General features: G+C 49.5%; 18 protein-coding genes, 1 tRNA gene and 1 pseudogene. 5 read left to right on the forward strand and 15 right to left on the reverse strand.

From position 1 onward, the window contains the following. Nucleotides 1–286: 286 nt before the first annotated feature. The 3 genes from A5N84_RS05345 to A5N84_RS05355 all read right to left on the reverse strand — a co-directional run bounded on the left by A5N84_RS05345 (nucleotide 287) and on the right by A5N84_RS05355 (nucleotide 3867). Complete coding sequence (locus A5N84_RS05345; RefSeq protein WP_072281547.1) at nucleotides 287–1876, reverse strand: L-lactate permease; 1590 nt, start codon at nucleotides 1874–1876, stop codon at nucleotides 287–289. Nucleotides 1877–1936: 60 nt separating this feature from the next. Further along, nucleotides 1937–3103 carry an alpha-hydroxy acid oxidase gene (locus tag A5N84_RS05350; RefSeq protein ID WP_072281548.1) on the reverse strand — a complete coding sequence of 389 codons (1167 nt, stop codon included), beginning with the start codon at nucleotides 3101–3103 and terminating at the stop codon, nucleotides 1937–1939. 128 nt (nucleotides 3104–3231) lie between these two features. Next, on the reverse strand, nucleotides 3232–3867 hold the full coding sequence (locus A5N84_RS05355) for a phosphatidylglycerophosphatase A family protein (protein WP_072281549.1): 636 nt from the start codon (nucleotides 3865–3867) through the stop codon (nucleotides 3232–3234). A gap of 240 nt (nucleotides 3868–4107) precedes the next feature. On the opposite strand from A5N84_RS05355, the pseudogene A5N84_RS05360 reads away from it, so the two are divergent. The 3 genes and pseudogenes from A5N84_RS05360 (at nucleotide 4108) to A5N84_RS05375 (ending at nucleotide 6168) form a co-directional block, all read left to right on the forward strand. Further along, nucleotides 4108–4893, forward strand: a pseudogene (locus tag A5N84_RS05360) (RnfABCDGE type electron transport complex subunit D). After that, entirely contained in the window at nucleotides 4893–5483 is a 591-nt protein-coding gene (locus tag A5N84_RS05370; protein WP_072281551.1) for an RnfABCDGE type electron transport complex subunit G, read from the forward strand. Before A5N84_RS05360 ends, A5N84_RS05370 begins: the two are co-directional and overlap by 1 nt. After that, a complete protein-coding gene (locus tag A5N84_RS05375; RefSeq protein WP_072281552.1) occupies nucleotides 5467–6168 on the forward strand; it encodes an electron transport complex subunit E in 702 nt (233 codons plus the stop codon). Before A5N84_RS05370 ends, A5N84_RS05375 begins: the two co-directional genes overlap by 17 nt. Here A5N84_RS05375 and A5N84_RS10260 read toward each other — a convergent pair. From A5N84_RS10260 to A5N84_RS05405, 11 genes are all read right to left on the reverse strand, one after another. Next, on the reverse strand, nucleotides 6165–6365 hold the full coding sequence (locus A5N84_RS10260; RefSeq protein ID WP_078055588.1) for a hypothetical protein: 201 nt from the start codon (nucleotides 6363–6365) through the stop codon (nucleotides 6165–6167). The genes A5N84_RS05375 and A5N84_RS10260 overlap by 4 nt on opposite strands. A 138-nt stretch (nucleotides 6366–6503) precedes the next feature. Next, nucleotides 6504–7292, reverse strand: a complete 789-nt coding sequence (locus A5N84_RS05380; protein ID WP_078055589.1) for an ABC transporter permease — start codon at nucleotides 7290–7292, stop codon at nucleotides 6504–6506. After that, a complete protein-coding gene (locus A5N84_RS09510; RefSeq protein ID WP_078055590.1) occupies nucleotides 7289–7780 on the reverse strand; it encodes an ABC transporter permease in 492 nt (163 codons plus the stop codon). Before A5N84_RS09510 ends, A5N84_RS05380 begins: the two co-directional genes overlap by 4 nt. Next, the gene (locus A5N84_RS09515; RefSeq protein ID WP_158008650.1) at nucleotides 7747–8343 is read right to left on the reverse strand and encodes an ABC transporter permease; all 597 of its coding nucleotides are present in this window, start codon (nucleotides 8341–8343) and stop codon (nucleotides 7747–7749) included. Before A5N84_RS09515 ends, A5N84_RS09510 begins: the two co-directional genes overlap by 34 nt. Continuing rightward, nucleotides 8298–8456: a hypothetical protein gene (locus A5N84_RS10265; protein WP_158008651.1), complete on the reverse strand. Its 159-nt coding sequence runs from the start codon at nucleotides 8454–8456 to the stop codon at nucleotides 8298–8300. The genes A5N84_RS09515 and A5N84_RS10265 overlap by 46 nt, the downstream gene beginning before the upstream one ends. Continuing rightward, nucleotides 8453–9268 (reverse strand): HlyD family secretion protein, encoded by an 816-nt coding sequence (locus A5N84_RS05390; RefSeq protein WP_198923817.1) that lies wholly within the window; start codon nucleotides 9266–9268, stop codon nucleotides 8453–8455. Before A5N84_RS05390 ends, A5N84_RS10265 begins: the two co-directional genes overlap by 4 nt. Then, on the reverse strand, nucleotides 9222–9455 hold the full coding sequence (locus A5N84_RS10735) for a hypothetical protein (RefSeq protein WP_198923818.1): 234 nt from the start codon (nucleotides 9453–9455) through the stop codon (nucleotides 9222–9224). Before A5N84_RS10735 ends, A5N84_RS05390 begins: the two co-directional genes overlap by 47 nt. Nucleotides 9456–9458: 3 nt before the next feature. Continuing rightward, entirely contained in the window at nucleotides 9459–10829 is a 1371-nt protein-coding gene (locus tag A5N84_RS05395; RefSeq protein WP_072281553.1) for a TolC family protein, read from the reverse strand. Next, complete coding sequence (locus tag A5N84_RS10270; protein ID WP_158008652.1) at nucleotides 10826–10999, reverse strand: hypothetical protein; 174 nt, start codon at nucleotides 10997–10999, stop codon at nucleotides 10826–10828. The genes A5N84_RS05395 and A5N84_RS10270 overlap by 4 nt, the downstream gene beginning before the upstream one ends. A gap of 9 nt (nucleotides 11000–11008) precedes the next feature. Next, nucleotides 11009–12325 (reverse strand): branched-chain amino acid transport system II carrier protein, encoded by a 1317-nt coding sequence (gene brnQ, locus A5N84_RS05400; RefSeq protein WP_072281554.1) that lies wholly within the window; start codon nucleotides 12323–12325, stop codon nucleotides 11009–11011. A 61-nt stretch (nucleotides 12326–12386) separates the two neighbouring features. Further along, entirely contained in the window at nucleotides 12387–14552 is a 2166-nt protein-coding gene (locus tag A5N84_RS05405) for a UvrD-helicase domain-containing protein (RefSeq protein ID WP_072281555.1), read from the reverse strand. A gap of 185 nt (nucleotides 14553–14737) precedes the next feature. Here A5N84_RS05405 and A5N84_RS05410 point away from each other — a divergent pair. Both A5N84_RS05410 and A5N84_RS05420 read left to right on the forward strand, forming a co-directional pair. Beyond that, nucleotides 14738–14813: transfer RNA gene (locus A5N84_RS05410), tRNA-Met, on the forward strand. 218 nt (nucleotides 14814–15031) lie between these two features. Then, on the forward strand, nucleotides 15032–15670 hold the full coding sequence (locus tag A5N84_RS05420; protein WP_072281557.1) for a YcbK family protein: 639 nt from the start codon (nucleotides 15032–15034) through the stop codon (nucleotides 15668–15670). 423 nt (nucleotides 15671–16093) lie between these two features. On the opposite strand, the gene A5N84_RS05425 is transcribed toward A5N84_RS05420, so the two are convergent. Continuing rightward, nucleotides 16094–17560: an aminoacyl-histidine dipeptidase gene (locus A5N84_RS05425; protein ID WP_072281558.1), complete on the reverse strand. Its 1467-nt coding sequence runs from the start codon at nucleotides 17558–17560 to the stop codon at nucleotides 16094–16096. Nucleotide 17561 lies beyond the last annotated feature (1 nt).

Raw genomic sequence — 17561 nt, forward strand, 5'->3', positions numbered from 1 at the left:
AGCAAGCGCAGCAAGCGCAACAGGCGCAACAAACGCAAGCCACAGAATCCAAAGCGCTGAGCGAACAACAACAGCGCTTAGAAGCCGCTAAAGCACGCGCACAAGCACGCCGTCAAGCGCGTCAACAAAATAAAAAAGACCCCACTTGATCAACGCATAAAAAAATCCCCATAAATGCAAATATTTATGAGGAAAATGCGTTCTATCTAATGACAACTTTGCAAAATTAGGCGTGTGATTTGATTTCTAGTTTTACCTTAGCTTTTAATCATTGAGCCTCTAGCCCCTATACACGCCCCATCACCAGTAGTAATACCGCCACAATAGCCGCAATTACGCCATAGACCAGCATTGGTGCAAATGTCTTACGCAATACAGCGCCTTCTTGATTATTCACATCCAGCACCCCACACACAGCGATAATATTATTTAAACACACCATATTCCCCATCGCACCGCCTACTGATTGTAATGCCAATACTAACGGCACAGATAAGCTGGTTGCCTCTGCAATAGACAACTGAATGCCCCCAAATGTTAAGTTTGACACGGTATTTGAGCCTGAGAAAAATGCGCCAATCGCGCCTAAATAAGAGGCAAAATAAGTCCATTTATCCCCTGCAAAGCCAGCAAAGCTCTCACCAATGATAACTACCATTGAGCGTTCTCCCCCTGCCAACATCAATTTCACCATGATTAATGCCCCTAAAAGCGCTAAAAATGGTTTTCTCACCTGTGCAAAACTTTGTGAGAAAATTTGTCGCGCCTGCCCACGTGGTAGCTTATAAATAAACACCGACACCGCCACCGTCACCACAAAAGGAATCAACGCTGGCACATACAGCGTTTTATAATCTGCGCTCACGCCCTGCGATAAAATATCTTTCCAAACCACAATCAAAGATTGACTCACTTCAATCTGCCCCAAAGCGCCTAAATTAAGCGCAAACCAACGCGTGACATCTATGAGTAATCCCTTAATGCCTAATTGTGGAATGCGCGTGACCACTAAAATCACAATCAACATAAAAATCGGCAATAATGCTCGCATTACCACAGCAAAATCAACAGGTTGTTCTGAGGCACGCTCAATGCGCTCAAGCCCAACCCCTTTATTGGCAAGCACCACCGATAAAAGCAAACCAATCGCCCCACCCACCAAAGAAGGAAATTCATAATTGACCTGCGCTAAAAGATAATAGGGCACCGTACACGCCAACACACTCAAATACACATACAACCAATTGCGCTTCACACTCTGCCAACTGACAATTAAAGTTAAAGCCAACGGCGCAATCACCAACGCCGCTACAAAGTGAATGAGCGCCGATAATTGCCCCACCTCTAAAATAACCGCCTCAGATAATTTCAACGGCTCAAAGCCAAACCACGTCGGCGTTCCCACCGCCCCAAACGACACTGGCACACTATTCATCACCAAAGTAAACACCGCCACCTTAAAAGGCGGATAACCCAGCGACATTAAAATAGGAGCAGCAATTGCCGTTGGTGTCCCAAAGCCACTTGCGCCCTCAATCATAAAAGCAAAAGCCCAGCCAATAATCATCAACTGCGCCACAGGATTTGGACTAATATTGCCCAACCAACGTTGTAACACCGAAATATTGCCCGAGGCCGCCATCATTTGATTAAACAATACCGCCCCAAAAATAATTGTAATTGGCGTAAGCGTTGCGATCATTCCAGCCAATACATTGGCATTAAGCACCATAAACGCATTAGAAAAATAGCCCAACTGCAACACATACACCAAAAGCGCAATCGCTGGTAACGCCACATACGACGGCCAGCCCTTAGGTTTAACCATCAGATAAATCAATAACGCAATTGGTAGCACGCTGAGTAACAACGCCATAAAATCCTCCATTAGTAATTGTATTATTTAATAAATTATAAAATCATCAAACTATCATTGTTAACGCGGCAAGGTCTCCTTAATCAAGAAATTTTGTAAATCATTCACCGTTGGACAATTGAGCTGCTCCATCACCTGCTGAAATTCGCGTTTTAAAATCGCTGCAACTTGGTCTCCCCCCTCACTGCCTAAAGCGCCTGTGCCATACATAAACGGACGCCCCAAAAACACAAATTCCGCACCCGCTGCTAATGCACGCGCAATATCAGGGCCTGTGCGCATTCCGCTATCCATCATAATGCTAAATTTGCCTTTAAATTCTTCTACAATGGGCGTAAGCGTCTTAATCGTTGAAGGGCCAGCATCCAACTGACGCCCACCATGATTAGAAACAATAATGCCATCTACGCCCAAATCAGCCGCCTTAGCGGCATCTTCCACGCTTGCAATGCCCTTAATCACAATCTTACCTGGCCATTTATCTTGTAATGCTTTTACACGGTCGCACGTCAAGCGCCCATCAAACGTCTCATCCATAAACACCCCTAACCGACGCAAATCCATTCCCTCAGGCATATATTTTTCCATCGTCTTAAAGCGTGGCATCCCACCATTTAAAAGCGTTTCAAATGCCCACGTCGGACAACGCATTGCCTCAAAAATATTACGCAACATCATCTTAGGCGGCATCCCCAAACCATTGTAAATATCCCGCGGACGATAGCCAAAACTCGGCACATCGGATAACAACACCAACACCTCACAACCATTATCATGCGCTCTTTTTAAGATATCGTCGCGAATCTCCTCCTTTGCAGGGTGATACAACTGAAACCAAAAATTCCCATTTGTAATTTTTGCTGTCTCTTCAATTGAAATCGTTGTAACCGTTGAGAGCATAAAAGGAATATTGTAATCCACAGAGGTTTTCGCCAAATATTCCGCCGTTTTTGGCCACATTAGCGACTGCAACCCCACCGCTGTAATCCCAAATGGCACATCATACGTTTTACCAAAAAGCGACTGCGTAAGCGAGACAGACAACTGATCATTTAAATACTGCGGCATCAACTCAATTTGACGCAATTCACTGGTATTTTTATCTACATTGATATCGTCATTACAGCCCTCAATCAAATAATCATAAGCAAAGCGTGGCATACGCTTTTTTGCCTGCTGACGTAAATGCTCAACTGAAGGAAAATCCGTATTAATATTAAAAGTCATCACAATCTCCTATGAAAAAATATCAAACGGTAGATTAACAAAAAATTAACGCTTAAACCATCTCTCTATCTAACACAACCCATTTTCACCCCCACCCCAGAGCCTACCCACCACTATAAAAAACCATCCTAACGCCAACAGCTATATAAAACCGCCGCCATCACCCCAGCCAACACATCATCTAACAAAATTCCAAGCCCCCCACCCACACGCCGATCAGCCCAACCAATTGGAAAAGGTTTTAACACATCAAACAAACGAAACAACACAAACGGCAACAACAAAAACCCTCCTGCTATCCCCCCCTGCATCCACATCCCCTTCTCAAAAGACACCTGCATCATCAGCCACAACATCTGCCCCCACCAATCCTCATTGTGAAATCCTCCCCCCTCAGGCAAAGACACCGCCACATGCGCGCACATCGTCAACGGCAACATCGCAATCCACATCCCCACCCATTCATCAAACACAATATGCGCATTATCATGCCCCCCCATCAACTGCGACGTCTTCCCGCACACCCAAGCCCCTACCGCCATTCCCATGATCGTCAACCCCCAAAACCCTTGCGGATACAACAACAAAGGACATGCCAACACAAACGCCGCCAAACTTCCCCAAGTCCCAGGGGCAACACGTGGCAACCCAGATCCCAAACCAATCCCCAAAATATACGCCAAACGCTCCCACCAACGCGCTGAGACTGGACAAGGCGGACAATCCACCCCCTGCCCTTTACTCACTCCTCGCCCTTGTGCCATACCGCCTCCTATTCACTGATAAAAAATCATCCCACTATACAACAACCCCATCGGCAAATCTTGCTACAATAGCGCCTAATTTCCTAATTCCAATCCAACCATGCCCACCCCACCTCTTCAAAGCTCCCCCTTCATTCACCTCGCCTTTTCCCTTCGCTACATGATGTGGCAAGTTCTACTCGCCCTCCTCCCCGCCCTTAGCTTCTTCTTTACTACCAAGGCAGCCGCTGGCTTTTTCAACTGGCACTAAGCGCTGTAGTTGCCTTAAGCGTTGAAGCGCTCATGCTCATCATCAGACAAAAACCACGCAAACTACAGACATTAAGCGATGCCAGCGCCTTACTCACCGCCTTTCTTCTCGCACTATCTGCCCCAATTACCCTCTCACCTTGGCTCCTTAGCCTCGGTATTGCCTTTGCGCTTATCTTTGGCAAACACCTATACGGTGGCATTGGCATGAACCTCTTCAACCCCGCCATGCTGGGCTACACCTTCCTCCTACTCAGCTTCCCCGCACAAATGAGCGTCCATCTTCCCCTAGATGCTGGCATAGACGCCACCACCGCCGCCACCCTCTTAGACCATAGCCGCGCACTTCGCATCGAACAAACCCCATTGCCCGACTACCCAATCTCCCCTCCCACCCATCTCCTTAACCTCGCATGGCTAACTGGCGGCGCCTATCTTGTTTGGCGACGTTGTGCGACTATCGACTCATCATCTCTGTGTTGCTCGGCATCCTCATCACCGCCAGCCTCTTTTACGCCATCAACCCACAAAACTACCTAAGCCCCTCCTACACTTAACCAGTGGCGCAAGCTCTTTGGCGCATGTTTTATCGCCACCGACCCCGTCAGTGCCGCTACCACCCCACGCGGACGCTGGATTTACGGACTCCTTATCGGACTACTCACCGTCTGCATCAGAAACCTCGGCAACTTCCCCGACGGCTTCGCCTTTGCCATCTTACTTGCCAATGCACTGGTTATCTTCCTTGACCCCCTAACCCAACCCCGCTACCGCTAATGAACCATCCAAGCCTACAAAGCGCCCGCAATCTCGCCCTCTTCGCCCTAATTAGCATCAGCTTAGTGAGCCTTATCTACCTTAGCATGCAACAACGCATTGAGCGCCAAACCACCAACGCCACCCTCGCCCAATTTCGCGCCCTAGCCCCAAACCACCCCATAAACGCCGAATTACTAGACAGCGCCCAACCCCTCACCCTAGGCAAGCACAACGTTATACATTACCCTGCCAGCGCCAACCGCCCCATCGATTTTTTCCAAGCCACCACCTCTAAAGGCTACAGTGGCAACATCACCCTTCTTATTGCCATCAGTGCCGACAAACAAACCCTCCTTGGCGCACGCACCCTAAGCCACAGCGAAACCCCTGGGCTAGGCGATAAAATTGACACCAACATCTCCCCATGGATACTCAACTTCAACCAACTCAACATCGCCCAAACCCACTTCGCCGTTGACAAAGACGGCGGAGAATTCGACAGCTTCACCGGCGCAACCATCACCCCACGCGCCGTAACCACCCTAATTGGCACAATCGCCCACAACTGGCAAACCCACACGGAGCCCTCCCATGACCCCCAACCATAAAAAAATCCTCCTAAACGGACTTTGGCACAACAACCCAGCGCTCGTCCAAATCCTCGGACTTTGCCCCCTGCTAGCCGTCTCCAATAACGCCATTAACGCCCTTGGGCTAGGCATTGCCACCTTATTTGTCATGCTCACCTCAAACCTACTCGTCTGCGCCAGCCGCCACTGGATTCGCACAGAAATCCGCATACCCGTCTTCGTTCTACTCATCGCCAGCGCCGTAACCGTCGCCGAGCTACTCATCAAAGCCTTTGCCTATTCACTCTATCAATCCCTAGGCATCTACCTCGCCCTTATCGTAACCAACTGCGCCATCATCGCGCGCGCCGAAGCCTTTGCCATCAAAAACCCCCTAAAAGACGCCGCACTCGATGGATTTGCAATGGGTTTAGGCTTTGCCATCGTCTTATTCATTTTAGGCTCAATGCGCGAAATCATCGCCACAGGTAGCCTTTTTGCAGGCGCAGAGCGCCTCTTTGGCTCATCCGCCAGCGCCCTTAAAATTGAAATTTGGTCAAGTGATTACGGCGTTTTACTCGCAGCACTCCCAGCAGGAGCATTCATCGCCTACGCCCTTCTCATCGCCTTAAAAAATGCCTTTGACGACCGCCAAAAACAACATGCCCAAAGCGCCAACCCCTACCACCAAAGCCCCGAAGCCGCCGCCCACACCAAACCCTAACGCTTACGCACCCGCCCCACCCACAACAACATCCCAACAAACCCCACCAACAACCCCAACAACACCACAAAATAGCGCCCATAATCACTTACCGACCCACCCAACTGATTGAGCCCCACACCAGCATGAATCGCCGCCGTACTCGGCAACCCCCAACGCAACCACTGCAACACCCAAGCAACTGCGCCACAGGCCAAGAAAACCCACTAACAAAAAACATCGGTAACGCTGAGAAAATCAACCATTGCATCGTCCGCTCACGGTCTTTAAACCACAGCCCAAACAAACACCCCAATGCCGCCACACACGGCGAAAACAGCGCAATCAACACAGCATTACCCCCAGCCATTCCCCCCGCGCGCATAGCCCCAAAATACAAACATCCAACCCGTATACCCCAAACACACCACAGCATGCAATCCTGCCAAACTCACTAAACGCGCCAACCACACCCGCACCCCAGCAAAAGCCTGCCCCCGCTCCGCCCACGTTGCCACCATCATCGCCGCTGCCATTAACAACGTCTGTTGCAAAATCAACCAAGCCACCGCCGAAACCACATATTGCCCATAGCCCTCATTCACATTCCCCAGCGTCTGCACCGCCAACCCCAACGGCTCACGCACCACCTCCATCGTCGCCCGCCCCAACCCCATACGCGCCAACTGTTGTAACTCAATCCCAGCAGATAAAGTGCCAATCGCCTCCGCCATCGCCTGTTGAGCATTTTTCCCACCCAACACATACCCCCCATGCCCTTGCATAGGCAAACGCACCGACTCGCCTGCCAACACACGCTGTTGCAAATCATGCGGAATCAGCAAAATCGCCAACACCTCACCCCGTTGAAGCGCCCCTACCGCCTCATCTATACTTAGCGACTGCTCCAAAGCCAACACAGGCGACGCCTGCAACATCAACACCAAGCGACGCGACAACCCATCTCGCGCCTCATCCACCACCGCCACAGGCAAATTGCGCGTTAACTGCGAAGCATACGGCCACGGATAATACAACCCATATAAAATCGGCGCGATAAGCAAAATCAACATCACCCCCCTATCACGCACAATCACCTTAAACGAGCGCCACACCAAATGCCAAAATCCCTCTTGTCTGCTCATCGACGTCCCCACCGCAAACGCAAGCGCAACGCCCGTTGCAACAACCTCCCAGCAAGTAACATCAACCCCACACCAGCAACAGATAAGCCGATTAACGGCTTAAACGCCACCATCGGTGGCGCACCTGCCTGCAAAAGCGCCACCTGAACCTTCAAATAATGCGTTAATGGCAACCCCATCGCTACCATCTTAGCCCCCCAAGGCATCGCCGCCAAAGGGTAAGTTATCCCAGAAAAAGCAAAAGCTGGCGCGGTTAAAATCCCAGCACCAGAAAGCCCCATCCGCATCGACAACGTCCCCAGCGCCAACACCACCCCCAACCACAGACTCAACCCCAACAGCGCCCACAAACACAACACCACCATCACCAGCGCCTGCAAACTCACCCCCGCCCCCTGCGCCATCAACATCACCGCCACTAACGCCCACACCGCCAACGCCAGCATCTGCCAAGTCAATTCCCCATCAACGCCCAAATCCCCAACCAAAACCCCTCACGCCCCTGAGCCACCCAAACAAACCACCGCCCCAACGTACGATGACGCAACTCCAACCCCACAGCCCCCACCCCCATCACCGTTGCCAAAATATGCAACAACGCCACAATCACGCCTGAGGCTAAAAATTTTTGATAACTCAACTCAGGATTAAACGCCATATCCGCTACAGGCAACAACGGCATCACCGTCCCCGACGCCCCCAAAGACAAGCGCAACCGCCCCTCCATTCCAGCTGAAAGCGCGCGCACTGCCGAACTCACCGCCGCCTGAACCACCCCTGAATGCGTTCCATATTGCGCATTTACCCACAGCGACACCACTGCACCTTCAACTCGCATCACCTGTCTTTCAAACCCACGCGCAATCCACACCACCCCAAAAACCTCCCCACGACGCAACGCGCCCTCCGCCTCCTGCTTATCAACAAAGCCAACCACCTCCACCGCCACCGTCGCATCCACCATCCGCACCAACTGCCGCGATAATGACGACCCATCCTCATCTATCACCCCAACCGCCAACCCCTGCACCTGCGCGCTAGAAAAATCCACCACATCATGCCAATCGCCAATGCTGGCAACCCAATTAGCAACCCCCACTCAAACCCACTCGCTGCCAACACCCGCCCCTGCCAGCGCCACGCGCGCAACAGCGCCTTACTCACCTTAGCGCCTCATCAGGCAAACGCACCAACACACTCATCCCAGCGCGCATATCCTCAATTATCGTAAGCGGTTCCGCCTTAACCAAAAACGTCCGTTTATCATAGCCCTGCGCCTGATGCGTTGGGCGCCACGTCGCAAAATTTGGCAACACCGAACTGGCATAAACGCGAAAACGCACCGCCCTATCCTCAAGCGCAGGAATCCTCGCCTCAAACTCCTCACCCAAAGCAAAAAACCGCAAATAATCCTCCCGCACATTCAACTCCAAGCGTTGCGCATGCAAATCTATCAGCGTTACCACAGGCATCCCCTGCCCCACAATCTCCCCCTCACTCGCCAGCACACTCGCCACCTCACCAGCAATTGGGCTTTGCAAATGGCTCTCCTGTTCTGCCACCTGCGCTTCAGCCACCCGTGCATCGCTTAATCGCACCTGTGCATTAGCTGCTTCAATATCCTCAATGCGCGCGCCCTCTTTGGCTAAACTATATTGCGCCTGCGCGGATTGATATTGTTTTTGCGCACTGACAAACTGCGCTTGCGCCTCATCTGCCTTTTGTTGACTCACCAACCCCTCAGCCACCAACGCCTGCACACGCGCATTAGATTTACGCGCCACCTCAAACCCAGCTTGTGCGCGCTCCATCTGCTCACGCGCCATCACCACCTCCTGCGCCCGCGCGCCTGCCTGCGCCTTATCCGCCACCGCCACTGAAGCATCACGCGCCGCCTGCGCTTGCGCCACCTTCGCCTCAATCTCAGGACTATCTAAGCGCAAAATCGGCGTCCCCACCGTTAAAAATCCCCTCACGCACAAAAATCTCCCCAATGCGCCCAGCCACTTTCGCGCCAATGCGCACCTCTTTAACCTCCAACTGCCCTTGAAGCACCACTGGCTCTGGCGTCAAAGCGCGCCAATACCCCAGCCCTACCCACGCCAAAAGCGCCAACCCCAATAAAACGCCTAATCCCTGTTTGAGTTTTCTAGCCTGAGCCATCTCTTACTCCTTATCCCATTGAACAGGCAATCGAACCTCCGCGCGCTCAATATACTCTTGCATCTTATCTAAATCCCCCGTAGCCGCCAGTAACTCAGCCAGTGCCTGCACATAGTCATAAGCCGCCTGCATCTGCTGTGTTTTGATTTTTGCCACACGCGCCTGCGCATCATTAAGCTCAATCACCGTATTGAGCCCCTCGCGAAACCCAGCCTCAGTGAGTGTCAACGCCTCATACGCCAGCGCCTCATCTGCTTTTAACGCGATAAAGCGTTGCTGAGCTTGAGAAAGCGCCAGCCAATTTTTCTCCACCAATAAATCCACATCCTCCAGCGCCTGCGCCTCAACCCAAAAAACCTGTTCCAGCGCCAAATCCGCCGCCTCATTCATTTTTTGTCTATCCAGTGGTGAGTGCAACAACCAGCGCGCCTGCACACCTACAGCCCATGAATGCGCCCCATCGCCCAAAGAGCCCAAACCAAATGCGGATAATGTGGGCGACCAATTCGCCTCACTGAATTGCTTTAATGCCAATGCCTGATTTTTCTTTGCCGTAATTTTTTGCAACGCTGGATAGTGCGCTCGTGCGCGCGCCTGCCATTGATACACAGGTTCTAATGGCGCAAAATCCACAAACAATCCCGTTGATGGTTTAATCTTTGCCGATAACAACGCCGCCAGCGCCTGCTCCGCCAAATGCAAATCATCACGCGCCTTTTCCAGCGCCAAACGCGCCTCCGACAGCGCCACCTTACCCTGCAAGCGTTGCGCTTTTGCAATTAACCCCACCGCCAGCATGCGCTCAGCAGCATAATCATGCGCCAAAGTTGCCTCCAACGCCTCCTCTCGCACCGCCACCGCACTACGCGCCAATTGCACTAAAAAATAGCGATTCACCAACAGACGCAACACATCCTCCCGCGCCACCACCGCCTCACTCCAATCCAATTGCGCGCGTGCTCCTAAGAAATCCTGCACCGCCTCAATCCGCCCAGCGCTATAGATTGGCGCAACAAAACCCAGATTAATACGAGTAAAAAAATCTTCACGACGTATCCCCACCTGCTCAGGCACCTGCATTTGCCAAAGTTGCCCCAATCCATCGCCAATCCCAGCGCCCAATTCAGCGCCAAGTCCTTCGGGCAATTGCGTAAGTAATCCTGCGCCATAGTCATGCAAGCGCTGCCGCAAGCCCTGCGTTGAAAGATGCGTCTCTAATTGATAATACCCAGCAGAGGCACCAGCAACAATCATGGGTTGGTCTAAATCTCTTACAGCTTGTGCTCGTAGCGCGCTGGCTTGCGCGGCTAATTGCTTAATTTTTAGCGATTTAGAACGTGATAATAACGCTTGAAATGCTTGCTCAAAACTCACTTCCCCATCAAGGATTGCGCCTTAGGCGCCGTATTAAGTTGTGCTGTCTTTGGTGTTAATGCTAAAAATGAATGTGTCTTCGAACCCGTCGAGGACACACAACCTGATAAAACCAATAACACCGCAAAAGATAAGAGCGCGTGCTTTAAACTCCCTTGTGTGCTATTCATCTATTCCCCCTAGTGCACACGTTTTTTATCACTGAGTAAATAACCTAAAACCAAACCTACAACTGCCGGCAATAACCAACCTAAATTCAGCGTATACAAAGGCCAGTTTGCGCCAAACCACGTCATCCACGAAGCAGGCAACCCTACAGCCGCGTTGTAACCATCTAATAAAGCAAAAGGCAAGGTAAATAATATGGTTACGCCGTAAACCGCGCGCCCATTGCCAGTGATTGGCGAAAGCAAGGTTAATAAAATCACCACTACCGTCAACGGATAGAGCACCATCAATACAGGAATAGCAAAAGAAATCAAAGCGCTTAGCCCCCAATTCGCCACCACCGCTGAAAATACGCTTAACCCGACCGCCCAAAGTTTATAGCTCACCTGAGGCATAAGAGATTGGAAAAAGCTCGCACAAGCTGTGATTAACCCAACCGATGTTGTCAAACAAGCCAACAACACAATCACCGCCAACAAAATATTTCCCACAGTGCCCAAATAATGTTGCGCACTTAAAGCCAATACTTTAGCGCCATTATCCAAAAGACCAATTCCTGCCACACTTGAAGCGCCTAAATAAGCAATCGCGGTATACACTAACGCCAACACCCCCACTGCAATCATGCCCGCATAGGCAGTTAAGCGCAACGCCGCATGGTGTTGTGTCTTTTGACGAATCGCCTCTAACACCATCACCCCGAAGACCAACGACGCCAACGCATCCATTGTGTTATACCCTTCTACAAATCCAGCCATCAACGCATGCTGAGAATATTTTTCAATGCCCTGTTGTAACGCACCCATTGGCGAGACCCACGCAAAAGCAACCAACACCAAAATACACAACAACAACGAAGGCGTGAGTATTTTGCCTATGCGGTCAACCAAACGATTGGGAGAAAGTGCCAACCATAAAGACACTGCAAAAAATACAAGTGTAAAAAGCGCCAACGCCCAACGCAAATGCGCTTCTTGCAACAGTGGCGCTACCCCCACCTCAAAGGACACCGTCGCCGTACGCGGAAGCGCAAATAAAGGCCCAATCGTCAAATAAAGCGCAAAAGCAAAAAGCAATCCAAAAACAGGATGCGCTCTTGAGGCAAGCGCCCGCACATCGCGCTCACCAGATAACCCAATAGCAACCACCCCTAATAATGGCAATCCAGCCCCTGTCAATAAAAATCCTACCGTTGCTGCCACCCAGTTCATGCCAGCCTGTTGACCAAGTAACGCGGGAAAAATCAAATTCCCTGCCCCAAAAAATAGCGCAAATAACATTAACCCTACCGACGCCAACATCACCCAACTCATCTGCCTATCAGCCATAAACCCCTCCTATTTGATTAAAAAAAATAAACTTATAAAACCCCAGTAAAAAAATCAACTACTAAATTTTTTGCAACTTTGCATAAGCTGCCACTAGCCACTTCTCTCCTGCCTGAGCAAAGTTCACCAACACTCGCAAATGCTCCCCATCGCCTTCAAGCGCCAACACACAACCCTCGCCAAATTTCGCATGCTCTACAGAATCGCCCTGTTGATACGGCAAACGCTCATCATAAGATGATTTGCGCTTATCAATCAAAGATTTATTAATGCCTGCATAGACCATAGGGCGCACTGAATCTGTCAATTCCTGCGGAATTTCATAAATAAATCTTGACGCCTGAGGGCGCAACTCCTTGCCCTGAAAACGGCGCATCTCTGCAAAAGAAAGCGTCAAACAACGGCGCGCGCGCGTCATTCCCACATACGCCAACCGTCGTTCCTCCTCAATCTTTTGCTCTGACTCCAAAGCCCGATAACTGGGAAACATTCCCTCTTCAACGCCAACCAAAAACACATCATCAAACTCCAACCCCTTAGCTGTATGCAACGTCATCATCTGCACCGCATCACTGCCAGCATGTGCCTGCGCCTCACCAGCATCCAAAGCGGCAAAGGATAAAAAATCCAACAAGCGTTCATTTTCCGCCCCCACCGCCTGCCAATCAAAATGCTCACCTGCACTAATTAATTCCTGCAAATTCTCCTGACGCATTAACGCCTCCTCCTTACCCTCCTTGTCATACATAGCATGCAATCCAGTATCATAAACCACATAGCGCAACGCCTCAGCAAGAGAAGGCGATAAAGCAATTTTCTCCTGCAACGCCATAACCACAGAAATAAATCCCTGCAATGCTTTCACCGCACGTGCGCTAAAGTGCTTTGACAACTGCGCCTCATTTAGCGTCTGCCACAAACTCTGCCCACGCTCTTTTGCCAATTCGCGCAGTTTTGCCAACGTTTTCGCGCCAATATCACGCGCTGGCGTATTAATCACCCGCTCCAACGCCCCATCATCCTGCGCAAAATACGCCAACCGCAAATAAGCCAACGCATCTTTCACCTCCGCACGCTCAAAAAACCGCAATCCCCCATAAACCCGATACGGCATCTGATGTTGCACCAACATCTCCTCAAATACCCGAGACTGCGCATTTGAGCGATACAAAATTGCACACTCATCTAATCGCCCCCCAGCGCGCTGCCAACGCATAATCTCCTCACAAACAAAGCGCGCCTCATCATATTCATTAACCGCTGGATAAATCCGCACCTTCTCTCCCACCTCACCTGCACTCCACAACGTCTTGCCCAAACGTTGCGAATTTTGAGCAATCACCGCATTAGCAGCTTGTAAAATAGTTTGTGTTGAACGATAGTTTTGTTCTAAGCGCAACGAACACAACTGCGGATAATGTTTTTCCAACGACAAAATATTCTCCACCTGCGCCCCTCGCCAAGCATAAATGGATTGATCATCATCCCCCACCACAAACAATTGCGCTTGTTTTGATTTTAATAACGCAACCATCTGAAACTGAAGTGCATTCGTATCTTGAAACTCATCGACCAAAATCGCCTCAAAACGCCCCTGATAACGCTCACGCACATCTGCATGCTCACGCAACAACTCCACCGACAACAACAACAGCTCCGAAAAATCCATCGTCCCCTGCGCACGACACGCCTGCTCATAATCTGCATAAAACGCCTGCACCAATACATCATTGCGATGCTTACCTATCACCACATCCGCAGCGCGCACCCCTTGATCTTTAAAATGATTAATCAACCACATCATCTGCTTTGCCGCCACCACCTGCTCATCCCACTGCTGAGCACGCATCAACCGCTTAATCAATGCCAACTGGTCTTGCGAGTCCATCACCACAAACTGCTTTGACCACCCCATCCGCTCAGCATAACGACGCAACAACCGATGCCCAATACTATGAAACGTCCCCATCCATAAAGACTCAAGCGGAAATGATAGCGCCTTTTCCAAACGCTCCTTCATCTCACGCGCCGCCTTATTAGTAAACGTTAGCGCTAACAGCGCAAATGGTGATAACCCATTAACCGCCATCAACCATTGCATTCGTCGCACCAATACCCGCGTTTTACCACTACCTGCCCCTGCAATCACCCGCACCACCTGCTCAGAAGTCGTAACCGCTTGGCGCTGCGCCTCATTCAAATCCTCTAAAATCGCACTCACATCCACAACAAACCTCCAAATCAGCGCCTTAAAAACCCAAACCCAACGCAACGCGCAAAATCACAAAAGTGCGTCATTCTAGCCCATCGCCTAAAATAACGCACTTTTGTATTTAAAACAGGCAAAACACCTCAATTGCGCAAAAATATTGACACACTCAATAAAAATCGCCATAATGCGCCGCCTGTTGTGGCTACGTAGCTCAGCTGGTTAGAGCACATCACTCATAATGATGGGGTCCCCTGTTCGAATCAGGCGTAGCCACCACATCTATCAAAACAACGACTTATCGGTCGTTTTTTTGTGCCTGAAATTTATGCCCGATAAATTTTATATTGCATTGTTTTTAAAAGACAAAATAAAAGTTAACCGCTCTTTTTTCTTGCGAAAACCTCTCAAATTCATTATAGTGTGACTTCCTGCGTCTTTAATTGTTAAAGAACGCTTTTTTATTTTAAATTCAAACATAACATAACCGTATTACTATGACCCACCACAAACATACACCCGTCAGCTTAAATGATTTTGAACACCAACACGATTGCCCCTGCTGCAGCAAACATCATCGACGAACCTTTATAAAAAGAGCAGCCATTGGCACCGCTGGATTATTACTACCCGCACAATGGGCGACAGCCGCCGTCTCTCGTGAGCGCATTATCCGCATGAGTAATCCCCATACAGGTGAAAACATCCGCACCGTATTTTGGACACCTGATTATGGCTATATCCAGCCTGTTATGGAGCAAATCAGTTGGTTTTTTCGTGATTTTAGAGAAAACGAAACCCGCACGGTTGACATCGATTTATTAAACATCTTGCACTATATGCAAGCCAATGTTGGACAAAATCGCACCATCAACCTCCACAGCGGGTATCGCACCCCAAAAACCAATGCCATGCTAGCGAATCATTCCAACAATGTCGCCAAGCAAAGCTATCATCTCAAAGCCAAAGCAGCAGATATTTCCATTTCGGGATTTAACGCACGCGATTTAAAAGCTATGGCGCTCACACTCAGTGGCGGTGGGGTTGGCGTTTATCGTGGCTCAAACTTTATTCATGTTGATTCAGGTCCTGTGCGCACTTGGTCTATGGTTAGTCAAGCGCTAACGCCCTACTGACAACGCTAAATATAAAAGGAGCTTAATGCTCCTTTTTTAATCCACAAAATTATCTGACCTTTGCTCCTAGTAAATTCCTAGTAAATAATTAGAGAATAAAGAATTTAGAATTAAATCACCGCTTTTGCTATACCGCTATCGCCAAATGATGTCAGCATAGGGAAATAATTTACCCTGCAAACCCCGCTACAAATATGGTTATTCTTGATAACGAAAAATCCTCCAGCGTTGTGAGCACAATGGACGTAAATTTATCAAAAATAAAAGCGCCCTAATCTTATTGTTTATGCGTGAGACATCCCCCAAATCAAATATTATAGATGAGCAATGAGGCGCGCTAAATTAAGGGATTGTGCAAATGAGGAATAAAACAGCAATCCCCTAGCGCATGATTTCTCAATAGCGCGCACCTATCCTCAGCACTTAAGTCCGCGGTTCTTTTGCCAATACTTGCAAACTTGTGCATAGCCACTGATAAAATCGCTCAACTGATGCAATTTCCACGCGTTCCTCAGGAGAATGAGGCATTTCAATGGTTGGGCCAAAAGAAATCATCTGCCAATGTGGATAATTATTCGCCAAAATACCGCATTCTAATCCTGCATGAATGCTGGATAAAGTTGGACGCTTACCAAACTGCGCTTCACCCGTTTGTTGCATAATTTCATTAATTCGCGCCTTAGGCTCTGGCAACCAACCAGAATATTCTTCACTAAATTCACTTAATCCACCTGCTAAGGTTACAATTTGCGCCATACGCCGTGCCAATCTATCTCGCGCCTTATCATCGGCTGAGCGCAACAACGTATGAATAGACAAAGCGGTCGGTTCCATCTGCACCTGTGCTAAATTGACTGAGGTAGCAACTTGTCCGCTAATCTCTGCATCCATCGCCTCTACACCATGTGGCAACGCATCAATAAGTGCCAATACTTTAGCGCTATCCTCTGCGCTCACCCAATCTCCCTGCACCGCCTGCGGTTCAAGTGTTTCTAAGATGTAAATCAATCCTCGGTCTTCTAGCGCTAAAGTGCGCAATAATGCTTGATGCGTTTGTGCTAATTGTTGCTCAATTTGGGCATAATCAAGCGCGCTAGCAAATACTGCTTGCGCCTCTCGCGGGATTGCATTGCGCAAACTTCCACCTTGAAAAGAATGCAGATTCAATGGCTGTTGTTGTAAAAGCGCATCTAGCAATAAGGCTAATAATTTATTCGCATTACCACGCATTTTGCCAATATCCATGCCCGAATGTCCGCCACGCAACCCCTTCACCGTTAAACGATACGCCTGCGCCTTGGGCGCTGATTGCGCTTGAAGCGTCAAAGCAAAACTTCCATCCACCCCGCCTGCACAACCAATATACAACTCGCCTTCTTCCTCAGCATCCAAATTCAACAACACATCACCAGAGAGCCAATTTGCACGCAACCCTTTAGCCCCTACCATGCCCGTTTCTTCCGTGGCGGTAAATAGCGCCTCTAGCGGGCCATGTGTCAATGAAGTATCTGCTAACACCGCCAAAATTGCTGCCACACCAATACCATTATCAGCGCCTAGCGTTGTTCCAGTAGCATAAACCCAGCCTTCTTCAATACGCGTTTTAATTGGATCTTTAGAAAAATCATGCACTGTGTCATTATTTTTTTGCGCCACCATATCCAAGTGCGCCTGCAAAATTACCCCAACTGCCTGCTCATATCCTGCCGTAGCTGGTTTTTTTACCAAAATATTACCCACCTCATCTTGCTCAGCCTGCAAGCCTAATTCTTGCGCCTGCGCCAAGACATAAGCGCGCACCGCCTCCTCCTCAAAAGAAGGACGTGGAATTTGCGTTAATGCGTGAAAATACCGCCAAAGTGATTGTGGTTTTAAAGATTGAATCGTCATA

The organism is Rappaport israeli (genome assembly GCF_001888055.1).
Classification (GTDB): domain Bacteria; phylum Pseudomonadota; class Gammaproteobacteria; order Cardiobacteriales; family Cardiobacteriaceae; genus Rappaport; species Rappaport israeli.

What these genes read in the sequence shown, in the direction of transcription:
- A5N84_RS05345 (WP_072281547.1), bottom strand. Translation starts at nt 1,876, where the DNA reads ATGGCGTTGTTACTCAGCGTGCTACCAATTGCGTTATTGATTTATCTG.
- A5N84_RS05350 (WP_072281548.1), bottom strand. Translation starts at nt 3,103, where the DNA reads ATGACTTTTAATATTAATACGGATTTTCCTTCAGTTGAGCATTTACGT.
- A5N84_RS05355 (WP_072281549.1), bottom strand. Translation starts at nt 3,867, where the DNA reads ATGGCACAAGGGCGAGGAGTGAGTAAAGGGCAGGGGGTGGATTGTCCG.
- A5N84_RS05370 (WP_072281551.1), top strand. Translation starts at nt 4,893, where the DNA reads ATGAACCATCCAAGCCTACAAAGCGCCCGCAATCTCGCCCTCTTCGCC.
- A5N84_RS05375 (WP_072281552.1), top strand. Translation starts at nt 5,467, where the DNA reads ATGACCCCCAACCATAAAAAAATCCTCCTAAACGGACTTTGGCACAAC.
- A5N84_RS05380 (WP_078055589.1), bottom strand. Translation starts at nt 7,292, where the DNA reads ATGAGCAGACAAGAGGGATTTTGGCATTTGGTGTGGCGCTCGTTTAAG.
- A5N84_RS10735 (WP_198923818.1), bottom strand. Translation starts at nt 9,455, where the DNA reads ATGGCTCAGGCTAGAAAACTCAAACAGGGATTAGGCGTTTTATTGGGG.
- A5N84_RS10270 (WP_158008652.1), bottom strand. Translation starts at nt 10,999, where the DNA reads ATGAATAGCACACAAGGGAGTTTAAAGCACGCGCTCTTATCTTTTGCG.
- brnQ (WP_072281554.1), bottom strand. Translation starts at nt 12,325, where the DNA reads ATGGCTGATAGGCAGATGAGTTGGGTGATGTTGGCGTCGGTAGGGTTA.
- A5N84_RS05420 (WP_072281557.1), top strand. Translation starts at nt 15,032, where the DNA reads ATGACCCACCACAAACATACACCCGTCAGCTTAAATGATTTTGAACAC.
- A5N84_RS05425 (WP_072281558.1), bottom strand. Translation starts at nt 17,560, where the DNA reads ATGACGATTCAATCTTTAAAACCACAATCACTTTGGCGGTATTTTCAC.